Origin of the sequence: Pseudomonas sp. MWU347 (assembly GCF_017947305.1) — a bacterium.
GTDB lineage: Bacteria > Pseudomonadota > Gammaproteobacteria > Pseudomonadales > Pseudomonadaceae > Aquipseudomonas > Aquipseudomonas putida_A.
Map to the genome: position 1 here is coordinate 268,225 of NZ_JAFGZB010000005.1, position 24,063 is coordinate 292,287.

Below are 24,063 nucleotides of genomic sequence, written 5' to 3' on the forward strand. Positions count from 1 at the left end.
GGCCGCAGTATAGGCAACCGACTAACAACCGAGTCGCGGCCTTCGCGAGCAAGCCCGCTCCCACAGGATTTGTGGTTGCTCACCTGGTTGTGTTGCAACCTGATACCTGTGGGAGCGGGCTTGCTCGCGAAGAGGCCCGATGGATCAGCGCAAAACTCAATGATCAGCTGCGAGCAAATGCCACCGCCGCCGCAAACTGCTCCTCACTCGGCCGCACCCCGGTGTACAGCACAAACTGCTCCAGCGCCTGGATCGCAATCACTTCCAGCCCGGTAATCACCTTCTTGCCCTCAGCCCGCCCACGCACGATCAGCGGCGTCTCGGACGGAATCGCTACCACATCGAATACCGTGTCGGCGGCCTGGATCACTTCAGGCTCGAACGCCAGTTGCCCGGCCTCCGGCCCGCCGTCCATGCCCACCGGGGTGACGTTGATCAGCATCTGCGGCCGCTCTTCGCCCAAATCCGCCTGCCAGCGATAGCCCAGCGAGTCCGCCAGTGCCCGTCCGGCGCGCTCGTTACGCGCAACGATCAAGCCATTCTTGTAGCCACCATCGCGCAAGGCACTGGCCACCGCTTTGGCCATGCCGCCGCTGCCGCGCAGGGCGAACGTCGTGTCTTGCGGTACCGCGTGGGTTTCCAGCAATTGCGCGATGGCGATGTAATCGGTGTTGTAAGCCTTGAGATGGCCGTGGGTGTTGACGATGGTGTTGATCGACTGGATCGCCGCTGCCGACGCATCCAGCTCATCGACCAGCGCGATGCAGGCTTCCTTGAACGGCATCGACACCCCGCAACCACGAATCCCCAGCGCACGAATGCCGCCAACGGCCCCCGGCAGATCCTGACTGCTGAACGCCTTGTAATAGAAGTTCAGGCCCAACTGCTCATACAAATGGTTATGAAACCGCAGACCGAAGTTCCCGGGGCGCCCTGACAGGGACATGCACAGCTGGGTGTCTTTGTTGGGATTCATCTGCATGAAACTTCTCCTTGAAAACGGACTTTCGGATGGACGGAGTTAGCCATTCCATCGGGTTCTGGACGATCATAGGCGCCTGTCTGCAACGGGCTGCGAGCCCCTTTGACCGACCGGTAAAGAAGCCGGTACAGACCTTACACAAAATTTACCCAGCGGCTGTGCTGATTTTCAGAATTTCGCTGTCATAGAAGTATCCCCGCGACAACTTTGGGCCTGGTGCAGGCCCGGACGCCGGGTCGAAGAACCGAGGAATTATCATGATTCGTAAACTCCCCATCGTGGCCTTGTTGATTGGTGCATTCGCTATCACAGGTCAGGCAGAAGCCCACGGCGGTGGCTGGCAGGGTCCGGCAGTGTTTGGTGCGATCGTCGGCTCGGCCATCATCGGCTCCGCCTTGATCAACCAGGACCGGCCGGTCTACGTGCAACAGCCTGTTTACGCTCAACCGGCACCGGTTTACGTGCAACAACCGCCGCCACCGGTCTACTACCAGCCGGCGCCGGTCTATGTGCAACAACCGGTCTACGTGCCTGGCCCGGTCTACTACGGCCCACCACGCGGCTACTACGGCCGGCCACACGGCTACTACGGTGGCCCGCGCTGGTAATCGCAAACAACGAGCCCCGCTTAATAGCGGGGCTTTTTTATGACCGTCGGTCGGGCAGAGTCTGAAAAAATCTCGCCAAGGTCGCTGTGAGGACAGTTCCAGCAGCTAAAGTCGGCATGATGGACTTGACCGTCGGGGGCAAAACACGAAACGGTCATCTATTTGTCATGACGGAACCGCAATCTGAATCCGTCCGTAAACAACAGGTTGATAAAAACAAGGACGACCCATGCCTACACAAAATCCGCACCGCATCGTCGGCCTGTGCACTTCAAGCAAGGTGTACAGCGCGCTGACTGAACTGAAACACCTGGAAGGCCACCGCTGCGCCAAGTTTCTTTCGCTGCTGGCGGAGAATCTCGTGCACAAGGGCCTGCTCAATGAGCGCGAAGTGGTGCACATGCTCGACCAGGTTGTCGACTGATGCAGCCCTCACTGTGATCAATGACCACTATCGAAAGCGTTGATTGTCCCTGAGCGCAGCGAATCCCTAAGGTAGCTCCACAGATTGATGGAGGTACTTGTCATGGCTCAGGTTCAAATCATGTCGGTAGTCGGTAGCGCTGTTCCCGCATCGCTCAGAGCGTCGGGATTGCTCGCCTGCTGGTATCTGGTGCGCGATGGCGAGCCGATCAGCGGCCCGCTCACTTCACTGCCCGCCGCACAGGCCCTGTCACAGAAAATCGTCAGCGGCCCATTCCACGCTTAAGGCAACTGGACTTTCGGTTTGGTCTCGATGAACAACGCCCAACTGGACATGAACAGCGCTGCGATCAGCGGCCCGATCACGAAACCGTTGAGGCCAAACACCGCGAGGCCGCCGAGGGTCGAGATGAGGATCATGTAATCCGGCATGCGCGTGTCCTTGCCGACCAGGATCGGGCGCAGCACGTTGTCCACCAAGCCAATCACAAACACCCCGAACAGCCCCAGCACCACGCCCTGCCAGATCATCCCACTGAGCAGGAAGTACACCGCCACCGGCGCCCAGACGATCCCCGCACCCACCGCCGGCAACAGCGACAGAAAGCCCATCAGCACCGCCCACAGCAACGCGCTGGGAATGTCGAGAAACCAGAAAATCGCCCCACCCAATGCGCCCTGAGTGACCGCCACCACCAGGTTGCCCTTGACCGTCGCGCGTACTACCCGATTGAACTTCAACTGCAAACGGCGTTTGTGGCTCTCTTCCAACGGCACCGCGGTGCGTACCTTGCGCACCAGCTCGGCGCCATCGCGCAGAAAGAAAAACAGCAGGTACAGCATGATGCCGAAGCTGACCACGAACTCGAATGTGCCTTGACCGAAACTGAACGCCTGACTGGCCAGCACCTGACTGCCCTGCATCGACGCCTTGACGATTTTCTCGCGCAGACCGTTGAGTTCGCCCATGCCGAAGCGATCGAGCAAATGCTGAAAATACGGCGGCAAGCTGTGTTTGAACTGTGCCAGATAGGCACCGATGTCCAGCTGGCCGCTTTCGATGTTGTTGTAAACCGTCGCGCCTTCCTGGACCAACAGGATGCTGAGGATGATCACCGGCAGAATCGCGATCACCAGGCAGATGCCCAGAGTGCAGAGCGCTGTCAGGTTGCGCCGCCAGCCAAATTTGAGCTGTAACTTGCGCTGCATCGGCGCAAACAGAATGCCGAGAATCACCGCCCAGAACACCGCGCCGTAGAACGGCAGCAGAATCCAGATGAAGGCGACCGTCACCAACAGCAACAGCACGGTGAGGGATTTGAATTGCAGGGTTTTTTCGTTCATGTCCGATCCATGTCAGTCAGGCGTCTCGCACGCCCCGAACCTTAGTCAGCCGGGGCGCGCGCGAGTGCCATCTTTGTTCATGGAGCATAGATTGCCTGGACGATGCAGCCCGGCTAATCAGCGCACCGGCAGTTTGACGATCTGCGCAGTGCTCAACACGTCGCCGAAGGTGTCTTCGACTTCCGCCAGCGCGGCCTTGTGCAGCGAATCCTTGTCGATAGACACGCCGTTGGCGCGGGTGATGGCGCGGGTCGCCGAGGCATCGGACGCGACAATCACGTTGTAGCCCAAAGGCGCGGCGTCCCGTGCGGCACCCGCCACGCAGGCGTGGGTCATCAGGCCGGAAATGATCAGGGTCTGGATGCCGGCCTTTTTCAGTTGCTGGTCAAGGTCGGTGCTGGCGAACACGCTGACGGTGCTCTTTTGCAGCACCACGTCTTGCGGGCGCGGCTGCATGTCCGGGTGAAATTTGACGGTCTGGCCATCGATGGCAAACACTGGCGAGCCGGCCGGTGCGACGTGCTGCACGTGATACACCGGGATCTTGTGACTGTCAGCGAAAGTGATCAGCTCACGGGTTTTCGCCAGGGCAGCGGCACCGTCCGGGATCGGCATCCGGCCGCTGAAATATTCATTCTGGAAATCGATCACCACCAGTGCGGATTTGCCCGCTGGCAAATGATCAGCCGGTGTCGCGCCGGACATTGCCCGAATGGTCGGGTGGTTGTCGGCCATCGCTGCGCTGCTGGCCATTACACCGGAAAATGCACAAGCGGTGAGAAAGCGGCGAGTAAAGTTCTGCATGGGAAAGTCCTGCCTCGGTTGATTTGACAAGCGAATCTTAAGCAGCCACCGCCGCACCGAACACAGTGAAACCGGCACATGATCTGTGCCCTTTCTGCACAGATAAAGTCCACACACTCAAACGTAGATCCAGATCAATAAACCGCACTTGCCACTGCACTACCCTGCCGCGCTTTTGCGACCGATGCCGCCATGAAGCCAGACCTCCCCCTCGCCGCCCCGGAATTGCTCGCCCCTGCCGGCACCCTGAAGAACATGCGCTATGCCTTCGCCTACGGTGCCGATGCGGTCTACGCCGGCCAGCCGCGTTACAGCCTGCGGGTGCGCAACAACGAGTTCGACCACGCCAACCTCGCCCTCGGCATTCGTGAAGCGCAGGCCCAGGGCAAGCGCTTCTACGTGGTGGTCAACATCGCCCCGCACAACGCCAAACTGAAGACCTTCCTCAAGGATCTGGCGCCAGTGATCGAGATGGCGCCGGACGCGCTGATCATGTCCGACCCGGGCCTGATCATGCTGGTGCGCCGGCATTTCCCGCAGATGCCGATCCACCTTTCGGTGCAGGCCAACACGGTGAACTGGGCGAGCGTCGAGTTCTGGCAGCAACAAGGCCTGAGCCGGATCATTCTGTCGCGGGAGCTGTCGCTGGAAGAAATCGGTGAAATCCGTGAACAGGTACCGGGCATGGAGCTGGAGGTGTTCGTCCACGGTGCGCTGTGCATGGCCTACTCCGGGCGCTGCCTGCTGTCGGGCTACATGAACAAGCGCGACGCCAATCAGGGCACCTGCACCAACGCCTGCCGCTGGAAGTATTCGGCGCAGCAAGCCACGGAAAACCAGCTCGGCGAGATCGTGCAGACCTTCCAGCCGGAGCCAACCCTGGGCATCGGCGCGCCGACCGATCAGGTATTTCTGCTGCAGGAAGCCAATCGCCCCGATGAGTTGATGCCGGCATTTGAAGACGAGCACGGCACCTACATCATGAACGCCAAGGATCTGCGCGCGGTGCAGCACGTCGAACGCCTGACGCGCATGGGCGTGCATTCGTTGAAGATCGAGGGCCGGACCAAATCGCACTTCTATTGCGCGCGCACCACCCAGGTCTATCGACGGGCGATCGACGATGCAGTGGCCGGGCGCGAGTTCGACCGCAGTCTGATGACCGATCTGGAATCACTGGCCCAGCGCGGCTACACCGAAGGTTTCCTGCGTCGCCATGTGCATGACGAATACCAGAATTATCAGAACGGCAGCTCGGTGTCAGAGCGTCAGCAGTTCGTCGGCGAACTCACCGGCGAGCGCCGCGACCGGTTGGCCGAGGTCAAAGTGAAGAACCGTTTTGCCTTGGGCGATCATCTGGAACTGATGACGCCCAAGGGCAATTTCCACTTCGATCTGCACCAGTTAAAGAGTGCCAAGGGTGAAGCGATCGAGGTTGCGCCGGGGGATGGGCACACGGTGTACCTGCCGATTCCGGATGCGGTGGACTTGCGCTTTGGCCTGCTGATGCGCGACTTGACTCCCTGAACCCCTGAATTCCTCCCCTGTAGGAGCTACCGCAGGCTGCGATCTTTTGACTTTATTTTTGAAAAACCAGATCAAAAGATCGCAGCCTGCGGCAGCTCCTACAGGTGCGCGCTGGATGTGATCAGAGGAATTCTTCACGCAACATCGCCACGAACGCCTCACGCGCCGGGTGTACCCCGGCGTTTTCGTGCCAGTAAAACAGGTTGTCGATCGCCGTCAGTTCGGGAAACTCATAGCCCACGCATCCAGCGCCTTTGGCGTATTGCTCGAACACGCCTTTAGGCACCAAGGCCACCCCGGCGCCAGCACTCACGCAACCGACAATCGCCCCGTAACTGGCCAAGCTGACAATCGGCAGCGCCTGCCCCTGACGCAAAAGCCAGTGCTCCAGCGCCGCCCGATACGGGCAGCCCTGCGGCCACATGAACACGGTTTTGTCCTGCAGATCGTGGATGTCGCGCACCGGGCCGAATGATGTCGAGGCAATCAGTAGCAATTCTTCGCGGTACATCGGCGTGCGTTTCAGTTGCGCTCGCTCGACGTCCACCGCGACGATCGCACCGTCGAGGCGATGGCTGACGGTGTCGTCGAGTAATTGGCCCCAGGTGCCAGTGGTCAACTCCAGCGCCACCTGCGGATAGCGCTGGTGAAACTTGGCCAACAGTCGGGGCAAACGCCCGGTGGCCGAGGACTCGATCGCGCCGATACGCAGCGGGCCGGACGGTTCGGCGGCGGGATCCACCGCGCGCTTGGCTTCGGCGGTCAGCGCCAGAATCCGCTCGACATAGGCGAGAAACGTCTGCCCCGCCGGGCTGATCCGCAGCCCGCGCCCCTCGCGCAGAAACAGCGCCACACCGAGTTCCGCTTCCAACGCCTTGATCCGTGCGGTGATGTTCGACGGTACACAAAACAGCTTTTCAGCGGCGCGGGCAATGCTGCCCTCGTCGGCCACGGTCTTGAACATGCGGATCTGCGCCAGCTCCATACTCATCACTCAAAGTGAACATTCAGCACAGTATAAGTCAGTTGTGGAGACTTGTTGGCCGCCCGGATAATCGGCGCATCAACCCTTGCGGTGCGCCGATCATGCCGTCTCCTTCTCCCTTGAAAATCATTCTGGCCATGGCCTTCGTGGTCGGCTGCTGGGCCTATTCACCCACCGGCATTCACATCGGCCTGCAAGCCTACGACCCCGGGCATCTGGCGTTGCTGCGGTTTTTGCTGGCGTCGTTGTTTATGGCCGTGATCGCGGCGTTCAAGGGCATTCGCCTGCCGCAACCGCGCGATGTGCCGCTGTTGTTCGCCCTGGGATTTTTTGCCGTCAGCCTGCATCACGTGGCGCTGAACATCGGCCAGCAAAGCGTCAGTGCCGGCGCCTCCAGCGTACTGGCACAGTCGAGCCCGCTGTTCAGTACGCTGCTGGCGCGTTACGTGTTCAAGGATCAGGTCAGTGTCTGGCGATGGGGCTGCGTCTTGCTGGGACTGGTCGGCGTGGTGATCGTGGTCAGCGCCGATCGGGGCCTGGGGCAGATCGACGCGCATGGCTTGCTGATCCTGCTGGCAGCGCTGTCATGGAGCATTTACTTCGCCCTGCAAAAACATCACGCCCGGCGTTATGACGGCTTCAGTCTGGCTTGTTACGCGGTGTGGTCGGGGACACTGCTGTTGCTGATTTATCTGCCGGGGCTGGGTGCGGCGGTGGTGAAAGCGCCGCTGCAAGTGCAGTGGGCAGTTCTGGCGTTGGGGGTGTTTCCCAGTGCACTGGCCTATCTGGCCTGGGGCTTTGTGCTCAAGCATGTGGACTTGAGCCGGGCGACGATGACGTTGTACCTGATACCACCGACGGCGATGGGGATTGCTTCACTGGGATTGGGCGAGCGACCGACGCTGATGGTGCTGGTGGGGTCGGCGGTGGTGCTGATCAGTGTGCTGGCGTTGAATCTGGAGCGGCGGGTGGAGGGTCGACCGATTGAGGTCTGATCGAGGTTTTTACTGAGGCTATGACCCCATCGCGAGCAGGCTCACTCCTACAGGGGGATGCGTTCTACCTGTGGGAGCGAGCTTGCTCGCGAAAGGGCCGGCGCAGACTATAAATATCTCATGCCGGGTTAGCCTCAGCGCCTGTCATCCGACAACGGCGTCGGCTCATCCGCTGGCGGCACATCATCGTCCGCCGCCGGGTCCTTCCAGTCTTCCGGCCGATCGGCATCACTCAACGGATCGCGCCCCGGGCTCATGCCCGGCGGCGCATCGTGATCGGCCAGTGTCGGCTCATCCGTGCCGGGTACCGGACGGGTTGGATCGGTCGGCAGCACACCACCCTGAAACAGCAAATCATTAGCCATGACACACCTCACCAAGGAGGTCCGGAGAACCCGGGCCATACAGCTTGGAAGCGTGCATCTGCAGGCGGTGCTATCGAGCAGACCAACGGCAATCAGCCTTGAGAACTGAAACGGTCGCGGCTGTTGGTCAGGTGCAGCCACATGGCCGCGCGCGCCGCGTCCGGATCCTGCCGCTTGATCGCATTCAGGATCGCTTCGTGCTCCAGATGGGCCAACTGCCCCAGCTTGCTCAGATCCGCCGCGCCACGCTCGGCGGCATTGAGCCGCTGACGTGGAATCATCGCGCTGCCCAGGTGCTGCATGATTTCGCTGAAGCAGACGTTGCCGGTGGCTTCGGCAATAAGCAGATGAAAACGTCGATCAGCCTCGACACAACTGTCATTGCTGTCCAGCAAACGCTGATAGTCATCCAGCGCCTGACGCATTTGCAGCAATTGCTGCTCGCTGCGACGTGACGCGGCCAACGCCGCAGCCTGCGTCTCCAGGCCCATGCGCAATTCCAGAATGCTGCGCACCCCGAGAGCGGTGTCGACATTCAGGCGCAAGCCCTGCTCGGCAGCGCGCTCGATGACAAAACTGCCGATGCCGTGCCGCGTCTCGACCAGGCCCGAGGCCTGCAACTTGGAAATCGCTTCGCGCACCACCGTGCGACTGACGCCGTGCTCCTGAACGATGGCGTTCTCCGACGGCAGCTTGTCGCCGGGCGACAACTGGCCAAGCAGGATGCTCTGGGTGAGTTTCTCCACCAGATCGTGTGCGAGGTTGTGTGCACGTTTGGGCGCAGGGGCGTCGAGGTCTTCTTGCATGATCGGTTCCGGTCATCGGGGCTTGTCGATCGTAGCACTGCGCGGTGGCTGACGAGATCGATTTTAGCGCTGAAACAGCCAGCAACTTGTATGACAACATTCAATAAAACGAAAAAAACCGCAACAACCAAGCCCTACGCCCTGTTTGAAAATTTGGATCGCGAACCGAAATGCACGTCTGATGGGTGCGATTTGAACCAATGAAAACGGGGACAAATCCCAAAAAGAAATAAAAAATCTGTTCACCAGACAAATTTAATCGCTCCACCCCACTTGTAGGACAAAAAATCCAAGTTGTATGATGTCTATCAACAACGCAGCATCCAGCCCTACCCCGCATAAAAATAATCAGTGGGAGAAAACCAAGTGAAAACCTCCGTCTCCGGGATGAACGAGGGCGTCGATTCGACACTCGCGTCCGCCATCTCGAAAGTGAAACGCCACGTCCTGCCGCTCTTCGTGATCATGTTCATCGTCAATTACATTGACCGGGTGAACATCGGTTTCGTCCGCACTCACATGGAACATGATCTGGGCATCGGGGCTGCCGCCTACGGCTTCGGCGCCGGTCTGTTCTTCATCGGTTACGCGCTGTTCGAAGTGCCGTCCAACATGCTTTTGCAGAAAGTCGGCGCGCGTATCTGGCTCACCCGCATCATGCTTACCTGGGGCCTGGTCGCCGCCGGCATGGCGTTCATCCAGAACGAAACGCACTTTTACATCCTGCGCTTTCTGCTCGGCGTGGCCGAAGCCGGGTTCTTTCCCGGGGTGATCTACTACTTCACCCGCTGGCTGCCCGGCGCCGAACGCGGCAAGGCGATCGCGATTTTCCTCAGCGGGTCGGCAGTCGCCTCGCTGATCTCCGGCCCGCTGTCCGGCCTGCTCTTGCAGATCAATGGTCTGGGCATGCACGGCTGGCAATGGATGTACTTCATCGAGGGGATGTTTTCCGTGGGGCTGTGCGTGTTCGTCTGGTTCTGGCTCGACGCCAAACCCCACGACGCGAAATGGCTGACCCGCGCCGAACAGGACGCACTGGTCAGCGCCATCGATGATGAACAGAAGGCCCGCGAAGCCGCGACGCCGATCCGCCCGTCGATGGGCAAACTGCTCAAGGACCGGCAGATCATCCTGTTTTGCCTGATCTACTTTTTTATCCAGCTGACGATCTACGCCGCGACGTTCTGGCTGCCGAGCATCATCAAGAAAATGGGCGAGATGAGTGACTTCCAGGTCGGGCTGTTCAACTCGATTCCATGGTTGCTGTCGATCGTCGGCATGTACGCCTTCGCCGCCTTCTCGGCCAAGTGGAAGCACCAGCAGGCCTGGGTCGCCACCGCGTTGTTGATCGCCGCGGCGGGGATGTTCATGTCCACCACCGGCGGGCCGATCTTCGCCTTTGTCGCGATCTGTTTTGCCGCGCTGGGCTTCAAGTCCGCCTCATCGTTGTTTTGGCCGATTCCGCAGGCCTATCTGGATGCACGGATCGCCGCGGCAGTGATCGCACTGATCAACTCGGTGGGCAACCTCGGCGGCTTCGTCGCGCCGACCACCTTCGGCCTGCTCGAAGAACACACTGGTTCGATTCAGGGCGGCCTCTACGGCCTGGCCGCAACCTCGATCATCGCCGCGATCATCGTCTTCGCTGCACGCACCACCCCGAAACCGACTGCTGACATCGCCGTGGCCGAAGCCGCGCCGAAGCACGCCTGAATTCGTTTTGAAGAATGCTGACAAGGATAAAAACATGACCGCACACGACACTGCCAAAGCGCCAATCATCACTGACATGCAGGTGATTCCCGTGGCCGGCCACGACGGCATGCTGCTCAACCTGAGCGGCGCCCACGGGCCGTTTTTCACCCGCAATATCGTCATTCTCAAGGACAACGCCGGCCACACTGGCGTCGGTGAAGTGCCCGGTGGCGAGCGCATCCGGCAGACGCTGGAGGACGCCCGCAGCCTGGTGCTCGGCAGCACAATCGGCAACTATCAGAAGATCCTCAATCAGGTGCGCCAGACCTTCGCCGAGCGTGATGCCGGCGGCCGTGGCCTGCAGACGTTCGACCTGCGCATCACCATCCACGCGGTCACCGGACTCGAAGCCGCCCTGCTCGACTTGCTCGGGCAACACCTCGACGTACCGGTCGCGGCGCTGCTCGGTGAGGGGCAGCAGCGCGATCAAGTGAAGATGCTCGGTTATCTGTTTTATGTCGGCGATCAACGCGAGACCAACCTCGCCTACCGCAGCGAACCGGACGCCGATAACGACTGGTTCCGCGTGCGTCACGAGAAGGCCATGAGCGCCGAAGCGGTGGTGCGCCTGGCTGAAGCGGCCCAGGCGAAATACGGTTTCCAGGACTTCAAACTCAAAGGCGGCGTGCTTAGCGGCGACGCGGAAATCGAAGCCGTGACGGCACTGGCCGAACGCTTTCCCGAGGCGCGTATCACGCTTGATCCGAACGGCGCCTGGTCACTGAAAGAAGCGATCCGCCTGTGCCGCGATCAACATAAGGTGCTGGCTTACGCCGAAGACCCGTGCGGTGCGGAAAACGGTTACTCGGGGCGCGAAGTCATGGCCGAGTTCCGCCGCGCAACCGGACTGAAGACGGCGACCAACATGATCGCCACCGACTGGCGCGAGATGGGCCACGCCATTCAGTTGCAGTCGGTGGACATTCCGTTGGCCGACCCGCACTTCTGGACCATGCAAGGCTCGGTACGTGTCGCGCAGTTGTGCCATGAGTGGGGCCTGACCTGGGGCTCACACTCCAACAACCACTTCGATATCTCACTGGCGATGTTTACCCATGTCGCGGCAGCGGCACCGGGCGACATCACCGCCATCGACACGCACTGGATCTGGCAGGACGGCCAGCGTCTGACCAAGGCACCGCTGCAAATTGTCGACGGTTGCGTGCAAGTGCCGCAGAAACCTGGGCTGGGGGTGGAACTGGACATGGATCAGCTGGCCAAGGCCCACGAACTGTACAAAGGCATGGGTCTCGGCGCGCGGGATGACAGCGTGGCGATGCAGTTTTTGATACCGGGGTGGACGTTCGATAACAAGCGGCCGTGTCTGGTGCGCTGAATTCTGATCTGCAGTCCACTGCCGTCCCTGTGGGAGCGGGCTTGCTCGCGAAGGCGGTGCATCAGTCAATATTTGAGTTGACTGACACGCCGCCTTCGCGAGCAAGCCCGCTCCCACAGGAGGGGATTTGTGTCAGGCAGAGATTTGCAGCAGCCAGTTTTTGAACGCCGTCATCGCCGCCGTCTCCGGCCGTGACTGCAAGCGCGTCAGCCAATAACTGCCAGTGGTGATTTCAATCGCAAATGGCTGGCGAATCACGTCCGCCGCCAGTTGTCGGGCGAACATCAGCGGCGGTGCCAACGCCACCCCGCTGCCCTGCAGCGCGGCTTCCATCATCGCCAGCGACGAATCGAAGACAATGCTCTGCGGCGGCGCCGCGTGGGTCGCCAGGCCGGCGGCATGAAACCATTCCGGCCATTCATCGGTGCGATAGGAACGCAGCAAGCGCTGTTGCAGCAGATCGCCCGGGGTATGCAACTGCCGGGCAATTTCCGGCACGCACAGCACCGACAGTGGCGCATCCAGCAGACGCGTTGCCTCGATGCCGTGCCACGCCCCGGCACCAAAACGAATCGCGTAATCCAGCCCCTCGGCCGCGACGTCGACCCGGTTGTTGTGAGTCGACAGCCGCAAATCTATGAGCGGATGTTTCGCCTGGAAGTCTGGCAGCCGTGGCAGCAACCAACCGACCGCAAAGGTTCCGACGGCACCCACGGTCAACATTTCCCGATACTGACCGCCGGCCAGCCGCTCGAGCATCTGCGCGATATGATCGAACGACGTGGTCAAAACCGGCAACAGGGTCTCGCCTTCACTGGTCAGCATCAGCCCGCGGGGCAGGCGTTTGAACAGGGTGACGTTGAGTTGCGCTTCGAGGCTTTTCACCTGATGGCTCACCGCCGCCTGAGTCACGCATAACTCCACGGCGGCACGGGTAAAGCTCAGATGACGCGCCGAAGCTTCGAACGCGCGCAGTGCATTGAGCGGCAATTGAGGTCGAATCATGCCCAGTCCCAAATTTTTCTAATGGCTCATCCGAAATATCATCGTTTGTCGACGAGTGCCAGACTGCCTAAATTGTCGGCGCTGATCAGCTGCCCAACATTGCAATTGCCCGCAGTCTAGCGGGATAACACCCTCAACACTCATGGAGAGTGGTTCATTTATGTCATTCATCAATCCGAGCAAAGTCATTTCTCGCAGCGCTTTCGGCCTGATTTTCGCTGCCACCGCGTGCATGGCTGCCCAGCAAACCGACGATCAGTTGCAGGCGCTGGTCAAGGCCGCCGTGACCCCGGTCATGCAGCAACAGGACATTGCGGGGCTGGCCGTGGCCGTGACCGTCGATGGCAAGGTGCACTACTTTAACTACGGTGTCGCCGACAAAAGCACCGGGCAACCGGTGAGTGAAAACACCCTGTTCGAAATCGGCTCGGTGAGCAAAACCTTCACCGCAACCCTCGCCGCCTACGCCCAGGCCAGCGGCAAACTGGAATTCTCCGACAAGGCCAGCCAGCACTGGCCCGAGCTGAAAGGCAGCGCTTTTGACCACATCAGCCTGCTGCAACTGGGCACTTACAGCGCCGGCGGCCTGCCATTGCAATTCCCGGATGCTGCGGATTCTTCCGACAAGATGCTCGGCTATTACCAACAGTGGAAATCGACTTTTCCGGTCGGCAGCCATCGCCTGTATTCCAACCCGAGCATCGGCCTGTTCGGCTATCTGGCGGCGAAAAGCCTTGGCCAACCGTTCAATCAGGTCATGACTGAAACCCTGCTGCCGAAACTCGGGCTCAAGCACACCTTCCTGTCGGTGCCGGCGTCTGAACAAAAGCTCTACGCCCAAGGCTATGACAAGAACAACAAACCGATTCGAGTCAGCCCCGGCGCCCTCGACTCCGAAGCCTACGGCGTAAAAACCAGCGCCGCGGATCTGCTGCAATATGTCCAGGCCAACCTCGACACCGCCAAACTCGAATCACCCGTGCAAAAAGCCATCGCCCTCACCCACACCGGCTACTACACCGTCGGCGACATGACCCAGGGCCTGGGCTGGGAACGCTACACCTACCCGATCAGCCTCGACCGCCTGCTGGACGGCAACTCGACGCCGATGGCCATGGAAGCGCACAAGGTCAAATGGCTGAATCCGCCACAACCTGAGCCGGCGAACGTGTTGCTGAACAAGACCGGATCCACCGGTGGCTTCGGCGCGTATGTCGCATTCGTACCGTCGAAGAAAGTCGGGATCGTGATTCTGGCGAACCGGAACTACCCGAATGCGGAGCGGGTGAAGATTGCGCACAAGATTCTGGGTGAGCTCACCCGGTAATCGGACCATGAAAAATGGGCGACCTGTGAAGGTCGCCCATTTTTATTTGAGGGGATTGAAAACTACGCCTGTAGCTTCCAGCCCAATACATCCATCAGGTCGCAGCTGTCGCGCAGAGGGATTGCCAGCACCCGGGCGAAATCCTGCAGCAACAAGGCATCGTGGCCGATGCCGTCGCCGAGCGAGAGGGTTTCCAGCAGTTGAGTCACGCTTCGTAATCGGTAGGCGGCGGTGCCGTGGAGTACGTCTACCGGGGCTTCGCGGTCGATCAGGAGACAGGGGATCGGGCAGTCGATGCCGGTGATGGGGATATAGCGGGGTTTGCTTGAACTGGTGGAAATTTCAGGTGATTCGACATCCGTTTTCTTCATGGGTGAAACTCCAATGGGGATTGCTGAAAACGCTACCCATCTCACTTCCACATGAGGGTGGCAGCTGCACGCAGGTGTGGAAGACCGAGCCAATCACCCTAACCCGGCGCACTCAAAAGCGCTCCCGCGTACAGCCACCGTAAGGTCGCGATGTTGACATAAAAGATGTCGCCATGCGCATAACGGAGCTTGGTGAATGAGTCTGCAAACGGACTTCCACATCCGGCCGCTGATTTTGCAGCGGCCCGAAGAGGTTATCGGCGTTCGACCCAAGCCACCAGTTCACCAACGCCGCCGCGCGTTGAAGGAAATATCCGAGGAATTTGAAGGGTGTTGCGCAGCTCATTCTGGTGGGAATATGCGGCAACTATTTTCATGGGTGACCGGGTGAAATGGAGTATCTACACTCCATCGAATCAATCCGTGGCCGGGGATGACATAATGCGCGCCAAAGCTTTTTAACCGACTGACCCTCGAAGGGCGTTGTAATGGAAATCTACAGATTGAGGCTCACGAATGTCGGTCGGTTCGCCGATGTTAACGTTCGACTGGCGCCTACCCAAGAACACCCTTCTAACGTAACCGTACTGGTTGGGAACAATGGCGCCGGGAAAACCACTCTTCTTAAATCCTTAGCAAACTCGCTGAGTTGGCTGGTCGCAAGAGTTCGTAACGAGAAAGGCAATGGCAATCATCTGGCTGAGGAAGACATTCAGAATGGAGCTAACGCAGCATTAGTGTTGGTCTCTGTAATTGACGAATCGTCTACAACGCCCCTCCCTTCGGACTCCGATGGTGACAATAGCCTTTTTGTTTGGGGTATTGGCCGCGGGAGGCAGGGTAGAAAACACTCCATGCACAGCACGTTAGCGGATGCAACTCGCTTGGCAGACCACTATCGCAATCAACTGACTGCCAATGATAAGGCGTCTCTTCCACTGATCGCTTACTACCCCGTCGAGCGTTCGGTTTTGGAAATACCACTTAAAATAAAAACCAAACACACCTTTGATCAGTTGGATGGGTACGACAACTCTTTGAATCGAGGCGTCGACTTCCGGCGCTTTTTCGAATGGTTTCGTGAACGTGAAGATAGTGAAAACGAGACTGGAGTATCCACAAGCGCATTGTTGGAAATCTCCAAAAAGTTCGGTACTGACAGCGACGTTTGGAAAACTCTATCCAAACTGAAAGCTTCTTCCCGCGACCGCCAACTGACCGCCGTCCGCTCCGCCATCGCCGCTTTCATGCCCGGCTTCACCAACCTGCGCGTGCAACGCAAGCCGCGTCTACACATGGCTATCGACAAGGACGGCGTCACCCTCAACGTCGCCCAACTCTCGCAAGGCGAGAAGTCGATGATGGCGCTGGTCGGTGATATCGCCCGCCGCCTGGCAATGATGAACCAGTCGCTGGACAACCCGCTCCACGGGGACGGCATCGTGCTGATCGACGAAGTGGATCTGCACCTGCACCCGAAATGGCAACGCAGTCTGATCCGCCAACTGAGCGAAACCTTCCCCAACTGTCAGTTCGTACTGACCACCCACTCGCCACTGGTCATCAGCGACGCCAAGGATGTGCTGGTTTACGTACTCAATGACGGTGAACTCCACGAACACAACGGCCTGTACGGACTTGATGCCAATCAGGTTTTGCTGGAAGTCATGGACACCGACATCCGTAACAGCGACGTTCAAAAACGCTTGAACGCACTGCTCGAACGCTTGCAGGACGGTGATCTGGAAACCGCACAAAAACTATTCGCCGAACTGGCAGAAGAACTTCCGGACGGTCATATCGAACTGGCGAAAGCTGCGCTGTTGCTGCGCAAACTGGAGTTGCGCCGTGCGTAAGATCACCAAGGGAGCCGAGCCGGAACAACTCATCAGATGGAAACGCGCCAACACAACATTACGTTACCGGGACCTGCCCGGCGAAGAACGCGTGAGCGTGCGCACGGCCTGTATAGCGGAACAGTTCAGCCTTTGCGCCTATTGCTGCCAGTCCATTGCAGGCGACAACTCACATAACGAGCACGTTGAGGCCCAGGATAAAGCTCCCAATCGCACCTTGGAGTTCACCAACATCGTCGCCAGTTGCCAGCGCCAGAATCAATGTGGACATCATCGAGGCACGCGCCCACTAGATCTGACGCCCTTGATGGAGGAATGCGAGTCGGAATTGAAGTTTTATCTGTCCGGCAGAGTGACCGGCAAAACTGAACGGGCAAATTCAGCTCTGGAAATTTTGAATCTCGGTCATACCGAAGAAAGCAATCGCGGACTCATAGGGGCACGGAAACAACTGGTTGATCAGTTGATCTTTACAGGAGGCATGCAACCCGACGACCTTGAAGATGAAGAGCTTCTGGGCATTCTCCTTGATGACATGCTGACTCCCAAGAATGGCCAACTTGCGGCTTTTTCTCCGGTTCTGGTCAATGTCATCCGTCAGCTCCTGCCCTGATGTTCAAAGTATCGTGGTCATTCCCGCGGACAAAAAAAATGGCGATCGTTTAAACCGTTCGCCATTTTTTATTCAGAGCCTGCCTCAATCAATCATCCGGCATTTCCGGTGGTTTGCTCGGTTTCGCCGGTTTACTCGCCTTGGCGCCTTTCTTGGCTGCCGGTTCGGCGGCGGTGGCCTTGGTTTCAGCGACCGTCGGTGCGCTGATTTCCTTTTCGCTGGCCGGCAGCGCGTCAACCGTGTCGAAGATTTTCTTCAGGTCCACCGATTTCGCTTCATCGCCCGAGGCCGACAGTTTGGTCTCGCCGTCCTTGCCCAGCAGGAACACTTTAGGATACGCGCCGGCACCGAGTTTCAGCGACCGCAGCAAAGCCATGGTGTCTTGCTGGCCGAGATCCTTGCCATCAAGTTGTCCGGCCATATTGAGGATGGTGTAGACCTTGATGTTGCGGTCGGCGACGCCCTTCTTGTTCGCCGGATCTTCCAGCGACTTTTTCAGCCCCACCCACACCGGGTCGACGGTGCTTTGTGCGATTACAATCAACGGTCGGGCCCGTCCCATATCCCCGGCTATGGGCGAGTCATTGTCAGCGGCGAACAAGGGGCCGGCAATCGCCAGCAAGAGTGTCAGGGTCAGTGACCTGATGAGCATGCGCATCTCCTTTTGATATCCACGCTCTAATGATTGCGCATCGCGGCGATTGTTCCGGGGTCGTGCCCGGCAAATATGTTTCGCCTTGTCAGAAGCTTAGGTCAGCCGCGTCATTGCGCAACTGCATCGGCGTAATCGTGACGCGGATTTGATTACCTTTTGTGAGCGCATTAGGGTGGTCATTCTGCCCACGAAATGGAGTTCAACCCATGCACATCGACTACCTGTGCGATCACCCGCATTTGATTGAGGAACTCGCCGAACTCAATTTCAAGGAATGGGGCGAATTCCGTGACGGCGATACCCTTGAAGCCCGCACCGAGCGGATGCGCGCGGCCTGCGGCAAGGGTGCGGTTCCCAGCGTGGTGGTGGCCATTGAAGACGACAGATTGCTCGGTGGCGCGCTGCTGATCGACAGCGACATGAAGATCCGTCCCCAGCTGACGCCTTGGCTGGCGGGGGTTTATGTGAAGGCTGAAGAGCGTGGACGCGGGGTTGCTTCGCAACTGGTCAACAGGATCGTCGCCGAGGCGGCGACGCTGGGAGTGACTGAGTTGTATCTGTACACCGACGCTGCGCAATCGCTGTATGCGGGGTTGGGTTGGGAGGTGGTCGAGGATCTGGTCTACGAGGATTTGCCGGTGACCGTCATGAAATTCAACATCCTTAATACCCCAGTGTAGGAGCTGCCGCAGGCTGCGATCTTTTGATCTTGATTGTAAAAACGAAGATCAAAAGATCGCAGCCTGCGGCAGCTCCTACATCAGAACGCCAGTTTATAGCCGATCAACAGCAGCATGGTCGCCAGGCACGGGCGCAGCAATTCATCGGAAATGCGCCCGGTCAGGTGGCTGCCCAGCCAGATGCCCGGCAGCGAGCCCATCAGCAGAAAGCCCAGCACGCCCCAATCCATGTTGCCCATGCTCGCATGGCCCAGACCGGCAACCAGGGTCAGCGGCACGGCGTGGGCGATTTCGGTGCCAACCAGACGTCGGGTCGGCAGCAGCGGATAGAGGATGAACAACGCGACCGTGCCGAGGGCGCCGGCGCCGATCGAGGTCAGGGCGACCATGGTGCCGAGGATCAGCCCGGTGATCACTGTCATCACATTCAGGCGCGCGCCGCTCGGGTTGTAGTTGCCGCCCGCGCGTTTGTGGGCGAATTCGAGCAGGCGCTTCTTGAACAGAATCGCCAGCGCCGTGGCGAACAGCACGAAGCCCAAGGCCTGTTTGATGATCGCGTTCATCGCCTCGGGCGCGGTGTGCAGGGTGCTGAGAAACCACAGGGTCATGGCGACTGCCGGCACGCTGCCGAGAGTCAGCCAGCCAGTGATCGCCCAGTCGATGTTGTTGTTCTTCTTGTGCACCAGCACGCCACTGGATTTGGTAATGGCCGCGTACAACAGGTCGGTGCCCACCGCTGTTGCCGGGTTGATGCCGAACCACAGCAGGATCGGCGTCATCAACGAACCGCCGCCGACACCGGTCATGCCGACAATAAAACCCACCACCAGCCCGGCAATCACCAGGCCGAAATTTGCCAATTCCATTAAGACGTCCAGAAAAAACGACAGGAAAAATCTGGCCCGCAGCATAGCGATTTTTCATATAACCACATATATCGATGCGGTCTATCGTTATGCCTTCCAGCCACACCGCCTTTATCTGAGTGGGAGCGGGCTTGCTCGCGAAGGCGGTGTGTCATTCACGTAGATATCGACTGACACGCCCTTTTCGCGAGCAAGCCCGCTCCCACAGGGGTTATAGGGTGCCAGGTAGATCAATGCACGCGCCGGCCCGCTTTGAAACTGTGATGCCGGTTGATCCACACCGTCGCCAGCGCGATCAGCGACAGGATCAACAATGCCCATGGAAACGACATCGCCCCCGCCCGATCCAGCAGCAACCCGCCAAACAGACCGCCGCCAGCAATCGCCACGTTCCAGGAGGTGGTGAGCATCGCCTGCACCACGTCCACATGCTCGCCAGCCGAATCCGCTGCAGCCGTCAGCAGCAACGTCGCCGAGCCGCCAAACGACAGGCCCCACACGGCCATGCAGGTGTAGATCAGCCACGGTGACGGGGATATCAGCGCCAGCACCAGTGCGGTCACAGCAAACAGCACGAGGCTGATTAGCGTCAGCCAGCGCAACCAGCGGTCCACCAGCAGGCCGATGATCCAGATCCCGATCAGCGAACACAGGCCGAACACCAGCAGCACCAGATCGACGCGCTCGGCCAGCCCGGCCTGCATCAGGAATGGCGCGATGTAGGTGTAGAGAATGTTGTGCCCAAGCATCCAGGTCAGCACCACGAACAGCACCGGCCGTACGCCCGGCAGACGCAGCGATTGCAGCAACGGCAGGCGTTCGGCGCTGGTCTGGCCGGGACGATCCGGCACCGCCAGCACAATCCACGCCGCCAGCACCAACGCCAGCGCCGACATGATCCCGAACGAAGCGCGCCAACCGATCAGGTTGCCCAGCCAGGTTCCCGCCGGGGTGCCCAGCGACAGCGCCACCGGGGTGCCGAGCATGGCGATTGCCAACGCCCGTCCCTGCTGGTGCACCGGCACGATGCCACGGGCGTAGCCGGCCATGATTCCCCACGACAGCCCTGCCGCCATCCCGGCCAAGAACCGCGACGCCAAGGTCAAGCCGTAATGGCTGGAGAACGTAGTCACGGTGTTGAACACCAGGAAGCCACCGACCGTCATCAGCAGTACCCGCCGCCGTGGCCAGCCCCGGGTGGCGACGGTCAGCGGAATCGCCGCGACGATCGAGCCCAGCGCATACAGCGTCACCAGTTGCCCGGCGAGCACTTCGCTGACCCCAAGCCCGGCGCCGATTTGCGGCAGCAGCCCGGCCGGCAGGGTTTCGGTGAGGATGGCGATGAAGCCGGTCATGGCGAACGCCAGCAACGCGGCATAGGGCAATTTTTCTGCACGGGTGGCGTGGTCGAGGCGGGTGAATTCGGTGCTTGCGGAGTCGGTCATGACAGATGCAGCTCCCTTTGAGTCAAATGTGATGGAGGATTGTATACAACCTATCCCTCATGACTGACAACACTTCCCTGTAGGAGCTGCCGCAGGCTGCGATCTTTTGATCTTGATCTTAAAAAACAAAATCAAAAGATCGCAGCCTGCGGCAGCTCCTACAGGGGCAGGGGCGCTTTATTGCACCGGAAGGAAATTCAGGAACAGCAGGCTCTGCGCGTAATTCAGGCCGATGCGCCGGTAGCGCTCATCAAGCATCTGCGCCAGCAGGTCGAGCCGCGCGACGATCTTGCCGAACTCGGTGGCGAAACTCAGGTTGCTGCCCTCCTCCGAGATTTCGTTGGAGAACAGCAGCGGCTGGCCTTCCTTGTTCTGGCGCTGGGCCAGAATCCACGTGGCTTTCTCGATATTGCGCGCGGCGTTGTGGACGAAGGTCGGGTTGATTGCATCGGTCATGTAGAACTCGATGCGATTGCCGTGGGCGGTGACCAGCATGCTGCCGATGGCATAGATGAACGCACCGACCCGATCCCCGAGAAACTCCGGACTCATCGCGTAGCTGAGCGCCGCCAGATCTTTGCGTCCGCCCAACACCGGTAACGGTTGCTGCTGCTCGACGGCAAGGCGCACCTGTTTCACCGCCGTGTTGATGTCGAGGAATCCCGATTTGCGCAGCTCTTCCGGGTTGCGCAAATACAGCTTGCCCATCAACCGATAAAGGCTGTTGAGGTTGTCGCGCATCGCCAACGTGGCCATGCGATCGACGCTGGTCTGCAGGAATTCCTGCGGTTGACCGTCACGCATCTGAGCGATGAAACCGTTGCCGGTCTGGTGCGTGCAACCGCTGACAAACAGCGATGACAGACAGGCCAGCAACAGGCACGGGCGGCGAAAAAATCGGGCGATCGGGTGAAAAACTCTCGGCATGAATTCTCGAACGGGCACATTCCTGTGCGGCGGGCGTCGCCGCATCCTGGCCATGGATAGAGCCGCCAAATCCGGAAAAGTGCAGCGCTGGCACGATCTCCCGACCTTCGGCAACTATTTAGTAAGACTTTATATTTGCACTAAACCTTTAACCGGCTATAAATTCTGAATCAACCCACAATTAGCATGACTATTAGCCTGTTTTGAAAACAACAACAAAAAGGAAGGTCAACCATGCTTCAATCACGTCACCTGCTCTCCGGCCTCGGACTGTCCCTGATGATCGCCACCCTCTCCGCCAACGCGGCCGGCCTCAGCGCCGAACACAAAGCCTTTGGCAAAACCAATGACGGCACGCCCGTCGAGCAATACATCCTGCGCAACAGCCACGGCATGCAGGCGACCGTCATCACCTACGGCGCCACCCTGCAATCGCTGCTGGTGCCGGACAAACACGGCAAAGCAGCCGATGTGGTGCTGGGTTTCGACGATGTTCAGGGTTACCAGAAAGGCACAGCGTATTTCGGCGCGACCATCGGCCGTTTCGGTAATCGCCTCGCGGACGGCGCGTTCGAACTCGACGGCAAGCGCTATCAGGTGCCGCAGAACGACAAGTCCAACGCCTTGCATGGCGGTACTCAGGGTTTCGACAAGAAGGTCTGGAAAGCGCAGGAAACCAAGGACAAGGATTCCGTCGGCGTGACCCTCACCTATCTGTCGGCAGACGGTGAAATGGGCTTCCCCGGCAATCTCACCACCGAAGTGACCTATCGCCTGACCGACAGCAACGAGTTGCGCATCGACTATAAGGCCAGCACCGATAAACCGACCGTGCTCAACCTGACCAACCACAGCTACTTCAATCTCGCCGGCGCCGGCAATGGCGACATCCTCAAGCAGGTGGCCACCTTGCACGCCAGCCATTACACCCCGGTCACCGGCAAACTGATCCCGACCGGCGAACTGGCGCCAGTGGCCGGCACACCAATGGACTTCACCAAACCCACCGCGATCGGCACGCACATCAAGGCTGATCACCCACAGCTGAAATTCGCCGAACCGAAACAGGGCGGCTTCGATTTCAACTGGGTGCTGGATACCAAAGGTGATGTGAGCAAAGTCGCCGCCGAGGTCAGCGATCCGCAGTCAGGGCGGCATCTGCAGCTGTTCACCAGCGAGCCGGGGGTGCAGTTCTACACCAGCAACTTCCTCGACGGCACGGTCAAGGGCAAGGGTGGCAAGGTCTATCCGCACTGGGGCGCGTTTACCCTGGAAACGCAGCACTATCCGGATGCGCCGAATCAGCCGGACTTCCCGAGCACGCGTCTCGATCCGGGGCAGACTTACAGCCACAGCGTGGTGTTGAAGTTCTCCGCGAAATAACACTTGCCTTGTGGTGAGGGGATTTATCCCCGATGGGTTGCGCAGCAACCCTGCTTCTTGGGGGCGCTGCGCGCCCATCGGGGATAAATCCCCTCGCCACAGGTTCATCGACCTCCATTGGAACCCCTGCGCTATCCTGCTGCCCACTAAGGTATGACCATCAGCACAGGAGGTTTGAATGCGTACCCTTGAACTGGCAGGCGTGCAGGTTCCGGTGATCGGCCAGGGCACCTGGCGCATGGGCGAAGATCGCTCGGCGCACCCGCGTGAAGTGTCCGCGCTGCGACAAGGTATCGAGTTGGGCATGACCCTTATCGACACCGCAGAAATGTACGCCGAGGGCGGTGCCGAAAGCGTGGTCGGCGAAGCCATTGCCGGTCTGCGTGATCAGGTATTTCTGGTGAGCAAGGTCTACCCGCACAACGCCAGCCGCAAAGGCATCCCGCAAGCCTGCGAGCGCAGCCTGCGCCGGCTCGACACCGATTACATCGACCTCTATCTGCTGCATTGGCGCGGCCAGTATCCGCTGGATGAAACCGTCGAAGCGTTCGAACGCCTGCGCGAGGACGGCAAGATCGGCCGCTGGGGCGTGTCGAATTTCGATGTCGATGACCTCGAAGAACTGGCCAACCCGGCGTGCGCCACCAATCAGGTGCTGTACAACCTGGAAGAGCGCGGCGTCGAATTCGATCTGCTGCCATGGTGCCAACAGCAGCGCATGCCGTTGATGGCTTACTGCCCGATTGGCCAGGGCGGCGCGATGCTGGCTGAACCGGTACTGAACAAGATTGCCGCTCGTCACAACGTGACCCCGGCACAGGTTTCGCTGGCGTGGATTCTGCGTCAGGATGGTGTGATTGCGATTCCCAAGGCTGTGCGACCGGAACATGTGCAACTCAATGCACAAGCGGCGCAGTTGCAACTGGATGCCGGGGATCTGGCGGCGCTGGATCAGGTATTCATAGCGCCACAACGCAAGCAGCGGCTGGCGATGGTCTGAGTCGC

General features: G+C 59.5%; 26 protein-coding genes. 14 read left to right on the forward strand and 12 right to left on the reverse strand.

The features are described 5' to 3' along the window. Positions 1 to 163: 163 nt before the first annotated feature. Positions 164 to 982 (reverse strand): shikimate 5-dehydrogenase, encoded by an 819-nt coding sequence (locus tag KCG87_RS13135; protein ID WP_135295394.1) that lies wholly within the window; start codon positions 980 to 982, stop codon positions 164 to 166. 257 nt (positions 983 to 1,239) lie between these two features. Here KCG87_RS13135 and KCG87_RS13140 point away from each other — a divergent pair, with 257 nt between their 5' ends. The 3 genes from KCG87_RS13140 to KCG87_RS13150 all read left to right on the forward strand — a co-directional run bounded on the left by KCG87_RS13140 (position 1,240) and on the right by KCG87_RS13150 (position 2,299). Next, positions 1,240 to 1,590 (forward strand): hypothetical protein, encoded by a 351-nt coding sequence (locus KCG87_RS13140; protein WP_007965394.1) that lies wholly within the window; start codon positions 1,240 to 1,242, stop codon positions 1,588 to 1,590. Positions 1,591 to 1,819: 229 nt separating this feature from the next. Then, positions 1,820 to 2,014, forward strand: coding sequence for a hypothetical protein (locus KCG87_RS13145; protein ID WP_025108897.1), 195 nt, complete (start codon positions 1,820 to 1,822; stop codon positions 2,012 to 2,014). A gap of 102 nt (positions 2,015 to 2,116) precedes the next feature. Further along, the gene (locus KCG87_RS13150; RefSeq protein WP_097087786.1) at positions 2,117 to 2,299 is read left to right on the forward strand and encodes a hypothetical protein; all 183 of its coding nucleotides are present in this window, start codon (positions 2,117 to 2,119) and stop codon (positions 2,297 to 2,299) included. Here KCG87_RS13150 and KCG87_RS13155 read toward each other — a convergent pair. Beyond that, positions 2,296 to 3,357, reverse strand: a complete 1,062-nt coding sequence (locus KCG87_RS13155) for an AI-2E family transporter (protein ID WP_027613894.1) — start codon at positions 3,355 to 3,357, stop codon at positions 2,296 to 2,298. The two genes, KCG87_RS13150 and KCG87_RS13155, sit on opposite strands and share 4 nt — an antisense overlap. A 117-nt stretch (positions 3,358 to 3,474) precedes the next feature. Then, a complete protein-coding gene (locus KCG87_RS13160; RefSeq protein WP_210557591.1) occupies positions 3,475 to 4,161 on the reverse strand; it encodes an isochorismatase family protein in 687 nt (228 codons plus the stop codon). 192 nt (positions 4,162 to 4,353) lie between these two features. On the opposite strand from KCG87_RS13160, the gene yegQ reads away from it, so the two are divergent. Continuing rightward, positions 4,354 to 5,688 carry a tRNA 5-hydroxyuridine modification protein YegQ gene (yegQ, locus tag KCG87_RS13165; RefSeq protein WP_210557589.1) on the forward strand — a complete coding sequence of 445 codons (1,335 nt, stop codon included), beginning with the start codon at positions 4,354 to 4,356 and terminating at the stop codon, positions 5,686 to 5,688. Positions 5,689 to 5,809: 121 nt separating this feature from the next. Here the strand turns inward: yegQ and KCG87_RS13170 are convergent, their stop codons facing one another. Further along, a complete protein-coding gene (locus KCG87_RS13170; RefSeq protein WP_210557777.1) occupies positions 5,810 to 6,673 on the reverse strand; it encodes a LysR substrate-binding domain-containing protein in 864 nt (287 codons plus the stop codon). 101 nt (positions 6,674 to 6,774) lie between these two features. Between KCG87_RS13170 and KCG87_RS13175 the strand changes: the two genes are divergently transcribed. Further along, entirely contained in the window at positions 6,775 to 7,668 is an 894-nt protein-coding gene (locus KCG87_RS13175) for a DMT family transporter (RefSeq protein ID WP_210557588.1), read from the forward strand. 134 nt (positions 7,669 to 7,802) lie between these two features. Here the strand turns inward: KCG87_RS13175 and KCG87_RS13180 are convergent, their stop codons facing one another. Beyond that, positions 7,803 to 8,033, reverse strand: a complete 231-nt coding sequence (locus KCG87_RS13180) for a hypothetical protein (protein ID WP_007965409.1) — start codon at positions 8,031 to 8,033, stop codon at positions 7,803 to 7,805. A gap of 92 nt (positions 8,034 to 8,125) precedes the next feature. Beyond that, positions 8,126 to 8,839 (reverse strand): FadR/GntR family transcriptional regulator, encoded by a 714-nt coding sequence (locus tag KCG87_RS13185; protein WP_134785948.1) that lies wholly within the window; start codon positions 8,837 to 8,839, stop codon positions 8,126 to 8,128. A gap of 366 nt (positions 8,840 to 9,205) precedes the next feature. Between KCG87_RS13185 and KCG87_RS13190 the strand changes: the two genes are divergently transcribed. Both KCG87_RS13190 and gudD read left to right on the forward strand, forming a co-directional pair. Next, a complete protein-coding gene (locus KCG87_RS13190) occupies positions 9,206 to 10,552 on the forward strand; it encodes an MFS transporter (RefSeq protein WP_210557586.1) in 1,347 nt (448 codons plus the stop codon). A gap of 34 nt (positions 10,553 to 10,586) precedes the next feature. After that, positions 10,587 to 11,930, forward strand: coding sequence for a glucarate dehydratase (gudD, locus tag KCG87_RS13195; protein ID WP_135295388.1), 1,344 nt, complete (start codon positions 10,587 to 10,589; stop codon positions 11,928 to 11,930). Positions 11,931 to 12,062: 132 nt separating this feature from the next. Here gudD and KCG87_RS13200 read toward each other — a convergent pair whose 3' ends face one another. Further along, positions 12,063 to 12,935: a LysR family transcriptional regulator gene (locus KCG87_RS13200; RefSeq protein ID WP_150369707.1), complete on the reverse strand. Its 873-nt coding sequence runs from the start codon at positions 12,933 to 12,935 to the stop codon at positions 12,063 to 12,065. A gap of 160 nt (positions 12,936 to 13,095) precedes the next feature. Between KCG87_RS13200 and ampC the strand changes: the two genes are divergently transcribed. Continuing rightward, entirely contained in the window at positions 13,096 to 14,262 is a 1,167-nt protein-coding gene (ampC, locus tag KCG87_RS13205) for a class C beta-lactamase (RefSeq protein WP_210557583.1), read from the forward strand. Positions 14,263 to 14,324: 62 nt separating this feature from the next. Here the strand turns inward: ampC and KCG87_RS13210 are convergent, their stop codons facing one another. After that, the gene (locus tag KCG87_RS13210; protein ID WP_135295386.1) at positions 14,325 to 14,633 is read right to left on the reverse strand and encodes a hypothetical protein; all 309 of its coding nucleotides are present in this window, start codon (positions 14,631 to 14,633) and stop codon (positions 14,325 to 14,327) included. A gap of 196 nt (positions 14,634 to 14,829) precedes the next feature. On the opposite strand from KCG87_RS13210, the gene KCG87_RS13215 reads away from it, so the two are divergent. From KCG87_RS13215 to KCG87_RS13225, 3 genes are all read left to right on the forward strand, one after another. Continuing rightward, positions 14,830 to 15,024: a hypothetical protein gene (locus tag KCG87_RS13215; protein WP_135295385.1), complete on the forward strand. Its 195-nt coding sequence runs from the start codon at positions 14,830 to 14,832 to the stop codon at positions 15,022 to 15,024. A 97-nt stretch (positions 15,025 to 15,121) separates the two neighbouring features. Then, the gene (locus KCG87_RS13220; protein WP_134785941.1) at positions 15,122 to 16,489 is read left to right on the forward strand and encodes an AAA family ATPase; all 1,368 of its coding nucleotides are present in this window, start codon (positions 15,122 to 15,124) and stop codon (positions 16,487 to 16,489) included. Continuing rightward, positions 16,482 to 17,102 (forward strand): retron system putative HNH endonuclease, encoded by a 621-nt coding sequence (locus KCG87_RS13225; protein ID WP_210557581.1) that lies wholly within the window; start codon positions 16,482 to 16,484, stop codon positions 17,100 to 17,102. The genes KCG87_RS13220 and KCG87_RS13225 overlap by 8 nt, the downstream gene beginning before the upstream one ends. An 88-nt stretch (positions 17,103 to 17,190) precedes the next feature. Here KCG87_RS13225 and KCG87_RS13230 read toward each other — a convergent pair whose 3' ends face one another. After that, complete coding sequence (locus KCG87_RS13230) at positions 17,191 to 17,754, reverse strand: DUF4174 domain-containing protein (protein ID WP_210557579.1); 564 nt, start codon at positions 17,752 to 17,754, stop codon at positions 17,191 to 17,193. Between the two features lie 209 nt (positions 17,755 to 17,963). Here KCG87_RS13230 and KCG87_RS13235 point away from each other — a divergent pair, with 209 nt between their 5' ends. Then, positions 17,964 to 18,437: a GNAT family N-acetyltransferase gene (locus KCG87_RS13235; RefSeq protein WP_210557577.1), complete on the forward strand. Its 474-nt coding sequence runs from the start codon at positions 17,964 to 17,966 to the stop codon at positions 18,435 to 18,437. An 80-nt stretch (positions 18,438 to 18,517) separates the two neighbouring features. On the opposite strand, the gene KCG87_RS13240 is transcribed toward KCG87_RS13235, so the two are convergent. The 3 genes from KCG87_RS13240 to KCG87_RS13250 all read right to left on the reverse strand — a co-directional run bounded on the left by KCG87_RS13240 (position 18,518) and on the right by KCG87_RS13250 (position 21,675). Beyond that, positions 18,518 to 19,303: a sulfite exporter TauE/SafE family protein gene (locus tag KCG87_RS13240; RefSeq protein WP_064586898.1), complete on the reverse strand. Its 786-nt coding sequence runs from the start codon at positions 19,301 to 19,303 to the stop codon at positions 18,518 to 18,520. A 230-nt stretch (positions 19,304 to 19,533) separates the two neighbouring features. Beyond that, positions 19,534 to 20,748, reverse strand: a complete 1,215-nt coding sequence (locus KCG87_RS13245; RefSeq protein WP_210557576.1) for an MFS transporter — start codon at positions 20,746 to 20,748, stop codon at positions 19,534 to 19,536. A gap of 177 nt (positions 20,749 to 20,925) precedes the next feature. Next, the gene (locus KCG87_RS13250) at positions 20,926 to 21,675 is read right to left on the reverse strand and encodes a hypothetical protein (RefSeq protein ID WP_027613880.1); all 750 of its coding nucleotides are present in this window, start codon (positions 21,673 to 21,675) and stop codon (positions 20,926 to 20,928) included. Positions 21,676 to 21,909: 234 nt separating this feature from the next. Between KCG87_RS13250 and KCG87_RS13255 the strand changes: the two genes are divergently transcribed. Both KCG87_RS13255 and KCG87_RS13260 read left to right on the forward strand, forming a co-directional pair. Then, on the forward strand, positions 21,910 to 23,058 hold the full coding sequence (locus KCG87_RS13255) for an aldose epimerase family protein (RefSeq protein WP_210557574.1): 1,149 nt from the start codon (positions 21,910 to 21,912) through the stop codon (positions 23,056 to 23,058). A 178-nt stretch (positions 23,059 to 23,236) separates the two neighbouring features. Then, complete coding sequence (locus tag KCG87_RS13260; RefSeq protein ID WP_210557572.1) at positions 23,237 to 24,058, forward strand: aldo/keto reductase; 822 nt, start codon at positions 23,237 to 23,239, stop codon at positions 24,056 to 24,058. Positions 24,059 to 24,063 lie beyond the last annotated feature (5 nt).

What these genes read in the sequence shown, in the direction of transcription:
- KCG87_RS13135 (WP_135295394.1), bottom strand. Translation starts at nt 982, where the DNA reads ATGCAGATGAATCCCAACAAAGACACCCAGCTGTGCATGTCCCTGTCA.
- KCG87_RS13230 (WP_210557579.1), bottom strand. Translation starts at nt 17,754, where the DNA reads ATGCTCATCAGGTCACTGACCCTGACACTCTTGCTGGCGATTGCCGGC.
- KCG87_RS13175 (WP_210557588.1), top strand. Translation starts at nt 6,775, where the DNA reads ATGCCGTCTCCTTCTCCCTTGAAAATCATTCTGGCCATGGCCTTCGTG.
- KCG87_RS13155 (WP_027613894.1), bottom strand. Translation starts at nt 3,357, where the DNA reads ATGAACGAAAAAACCCTGCAATTCAAATCCCTCACCGTGCTGTTGCTG.
- KCG87_RS13215 (WP_135295385.1), top strand. Translation starts at nt 14,830, where the DNA reads ATGAGTCTGCAAACGGACTTCCACATCCGGCCGCTGATTTTGCAGCGG.
- KCG87_RS13240 (WP_064586898.1), bottom strand. Translation starts at nt 19,303, where the DNA reads ATGGAATTGGCAAATTTCGGCCTGGTGATTGCCGGGCTGGTGGTGGGT.
- KCG87_RS13210 (WP_135295386.1), bottom strand. Translation starts at nt 14,633, where the DNA reads ATGAAGAAAACGGATGTCGAATCACCTGAAATTTCCACCAGTTCAAGC.
- KCG87_RS13150 (WP_097087786.1), top strand. Translation starts at nt 2,117, where the DNA reads ATGGCTCAGGTTCAAATCATGTCGGTAGTCGGTAGCGCTGTTCCCGCA.
- KCG87_RS13220 (WP_134785941.1), top strand. Translation starts at nt 15,122, where the DNA reads ATGGAAATCTACAGATTGAGGCTCACGAATGTCGGTCGGTTCGCCGAT.
- KCG87_RS13140 (WP_007965394.1), top strand. Translation starts at nt 1,240, where the DNA reads ATGATTCGTAAACTCCCCATCGTGGCCTTGTTGATTGGTGCATTCGCT.
- KCG87_RS13260 (WP_210557572.1), top strand. Translation starts at nt 23,237, where the DNA reads ATGCGTACCCTTGAACTGGCAGGCGTGCAGGTTCCGGTGATCGGCCAG.
- KCG87_RS13235 (WP_210557577.1), top strand. Translation starts at nt 17,964, where the DNA reads ATGCACATCGACTACCTGTGCGATCACCCGCATTTGATTGAGGAACTC.
- gudD (WP_135295388.1), top strand. Translation starts at nt 10,587, where the DNA reads ATGACCGCACACGACACTGCCAAAGCGCCAATCATCACTGACATGCAG.
- KCG87_RS13160 (WP_210557591.1), bottom strand. Translation starts at nt 4,161, where the DNA reads ATGCAGAACTTTACTCGCCGCTTTCTCACCGCTTGTGCATTTTCCGGT.
- KCG87_RS13250 (WP_027613880.1), bottom strand. Translation starts at nt 21,675, where the DNA reads ATGCCGAGAGTTTTTCACCCGATCGCCCGATTTTTTCGCCGCCCGTGC.
- KCG87_RS13185 (WP_134785948.1), bottom strand. Translation starts at nt 8,839, where the DNA reads ATGCAAGAAGACCTCGACGCCCCTGCGCCCAAACGTGCACACAACCTC.
- KCG87_RS13200 (WP_150369707.1), bottom strand. Translation starts at nt 12,935, where the DNA reads ATGATTCGACCTCAATTGCCGCTCAATGCACTGCGCGCGTTCGAAGCT.
- yegQ (WP_210557589.1), top strand. Translation starts at nt 4,354, where the DNA reads ATGAAGCCAGACCTCCCCCTCGCCGCCCCGGAATTGCTCGCCCCTGCC.
- KCG87_RS13180 (WP_007965409.1), bottom strand. Translation starts at nt 8,033, where the DNA reads ATGGCTAATGATTTGCTGTTTCAGGGTGGTGTGCTGCCGACCGATCCA.
- KCG87_RS13145 (WP_025108897.1), top strand. Translation starts at nt 1,820, where the DNA reads ATGCCTACACAAAATCCGCACCGCATCGTCGGCCTGTGCACTTCAAGC.
- KCG87_RS13170 (WP_210557777.1), bottom strand. Translation starts at nt 6,673, where the DNA reads ATGGAGCTGGCGCAGATCCGCATGTTCAAGACCGTGGCCGACGAGGGC.
- KCG87_RS13255 (WP_210557574.1), top strand. Translation starts at nt 21,910, where the DNA reads ATGCTTCAATCACGTCACCTGCTCTCCGGCCTCGGACTGTCCCTGATG.
- ampC (WP_210557583.1), top strand. Translation starts at nt 13,096, where the DNA reads ATGTCATTCATCAATCCGAGCAAAGTCATTTCTCGCAGCGCTTTCGGC.
- KCG87_RS13245 (WP_210557576.1), bottom strand. Translation starts at nt 20,748, where the DNA reads ATGACCGACTCCGCAAGCACCGAATTCACCCGCCTCGACCACGCCACC.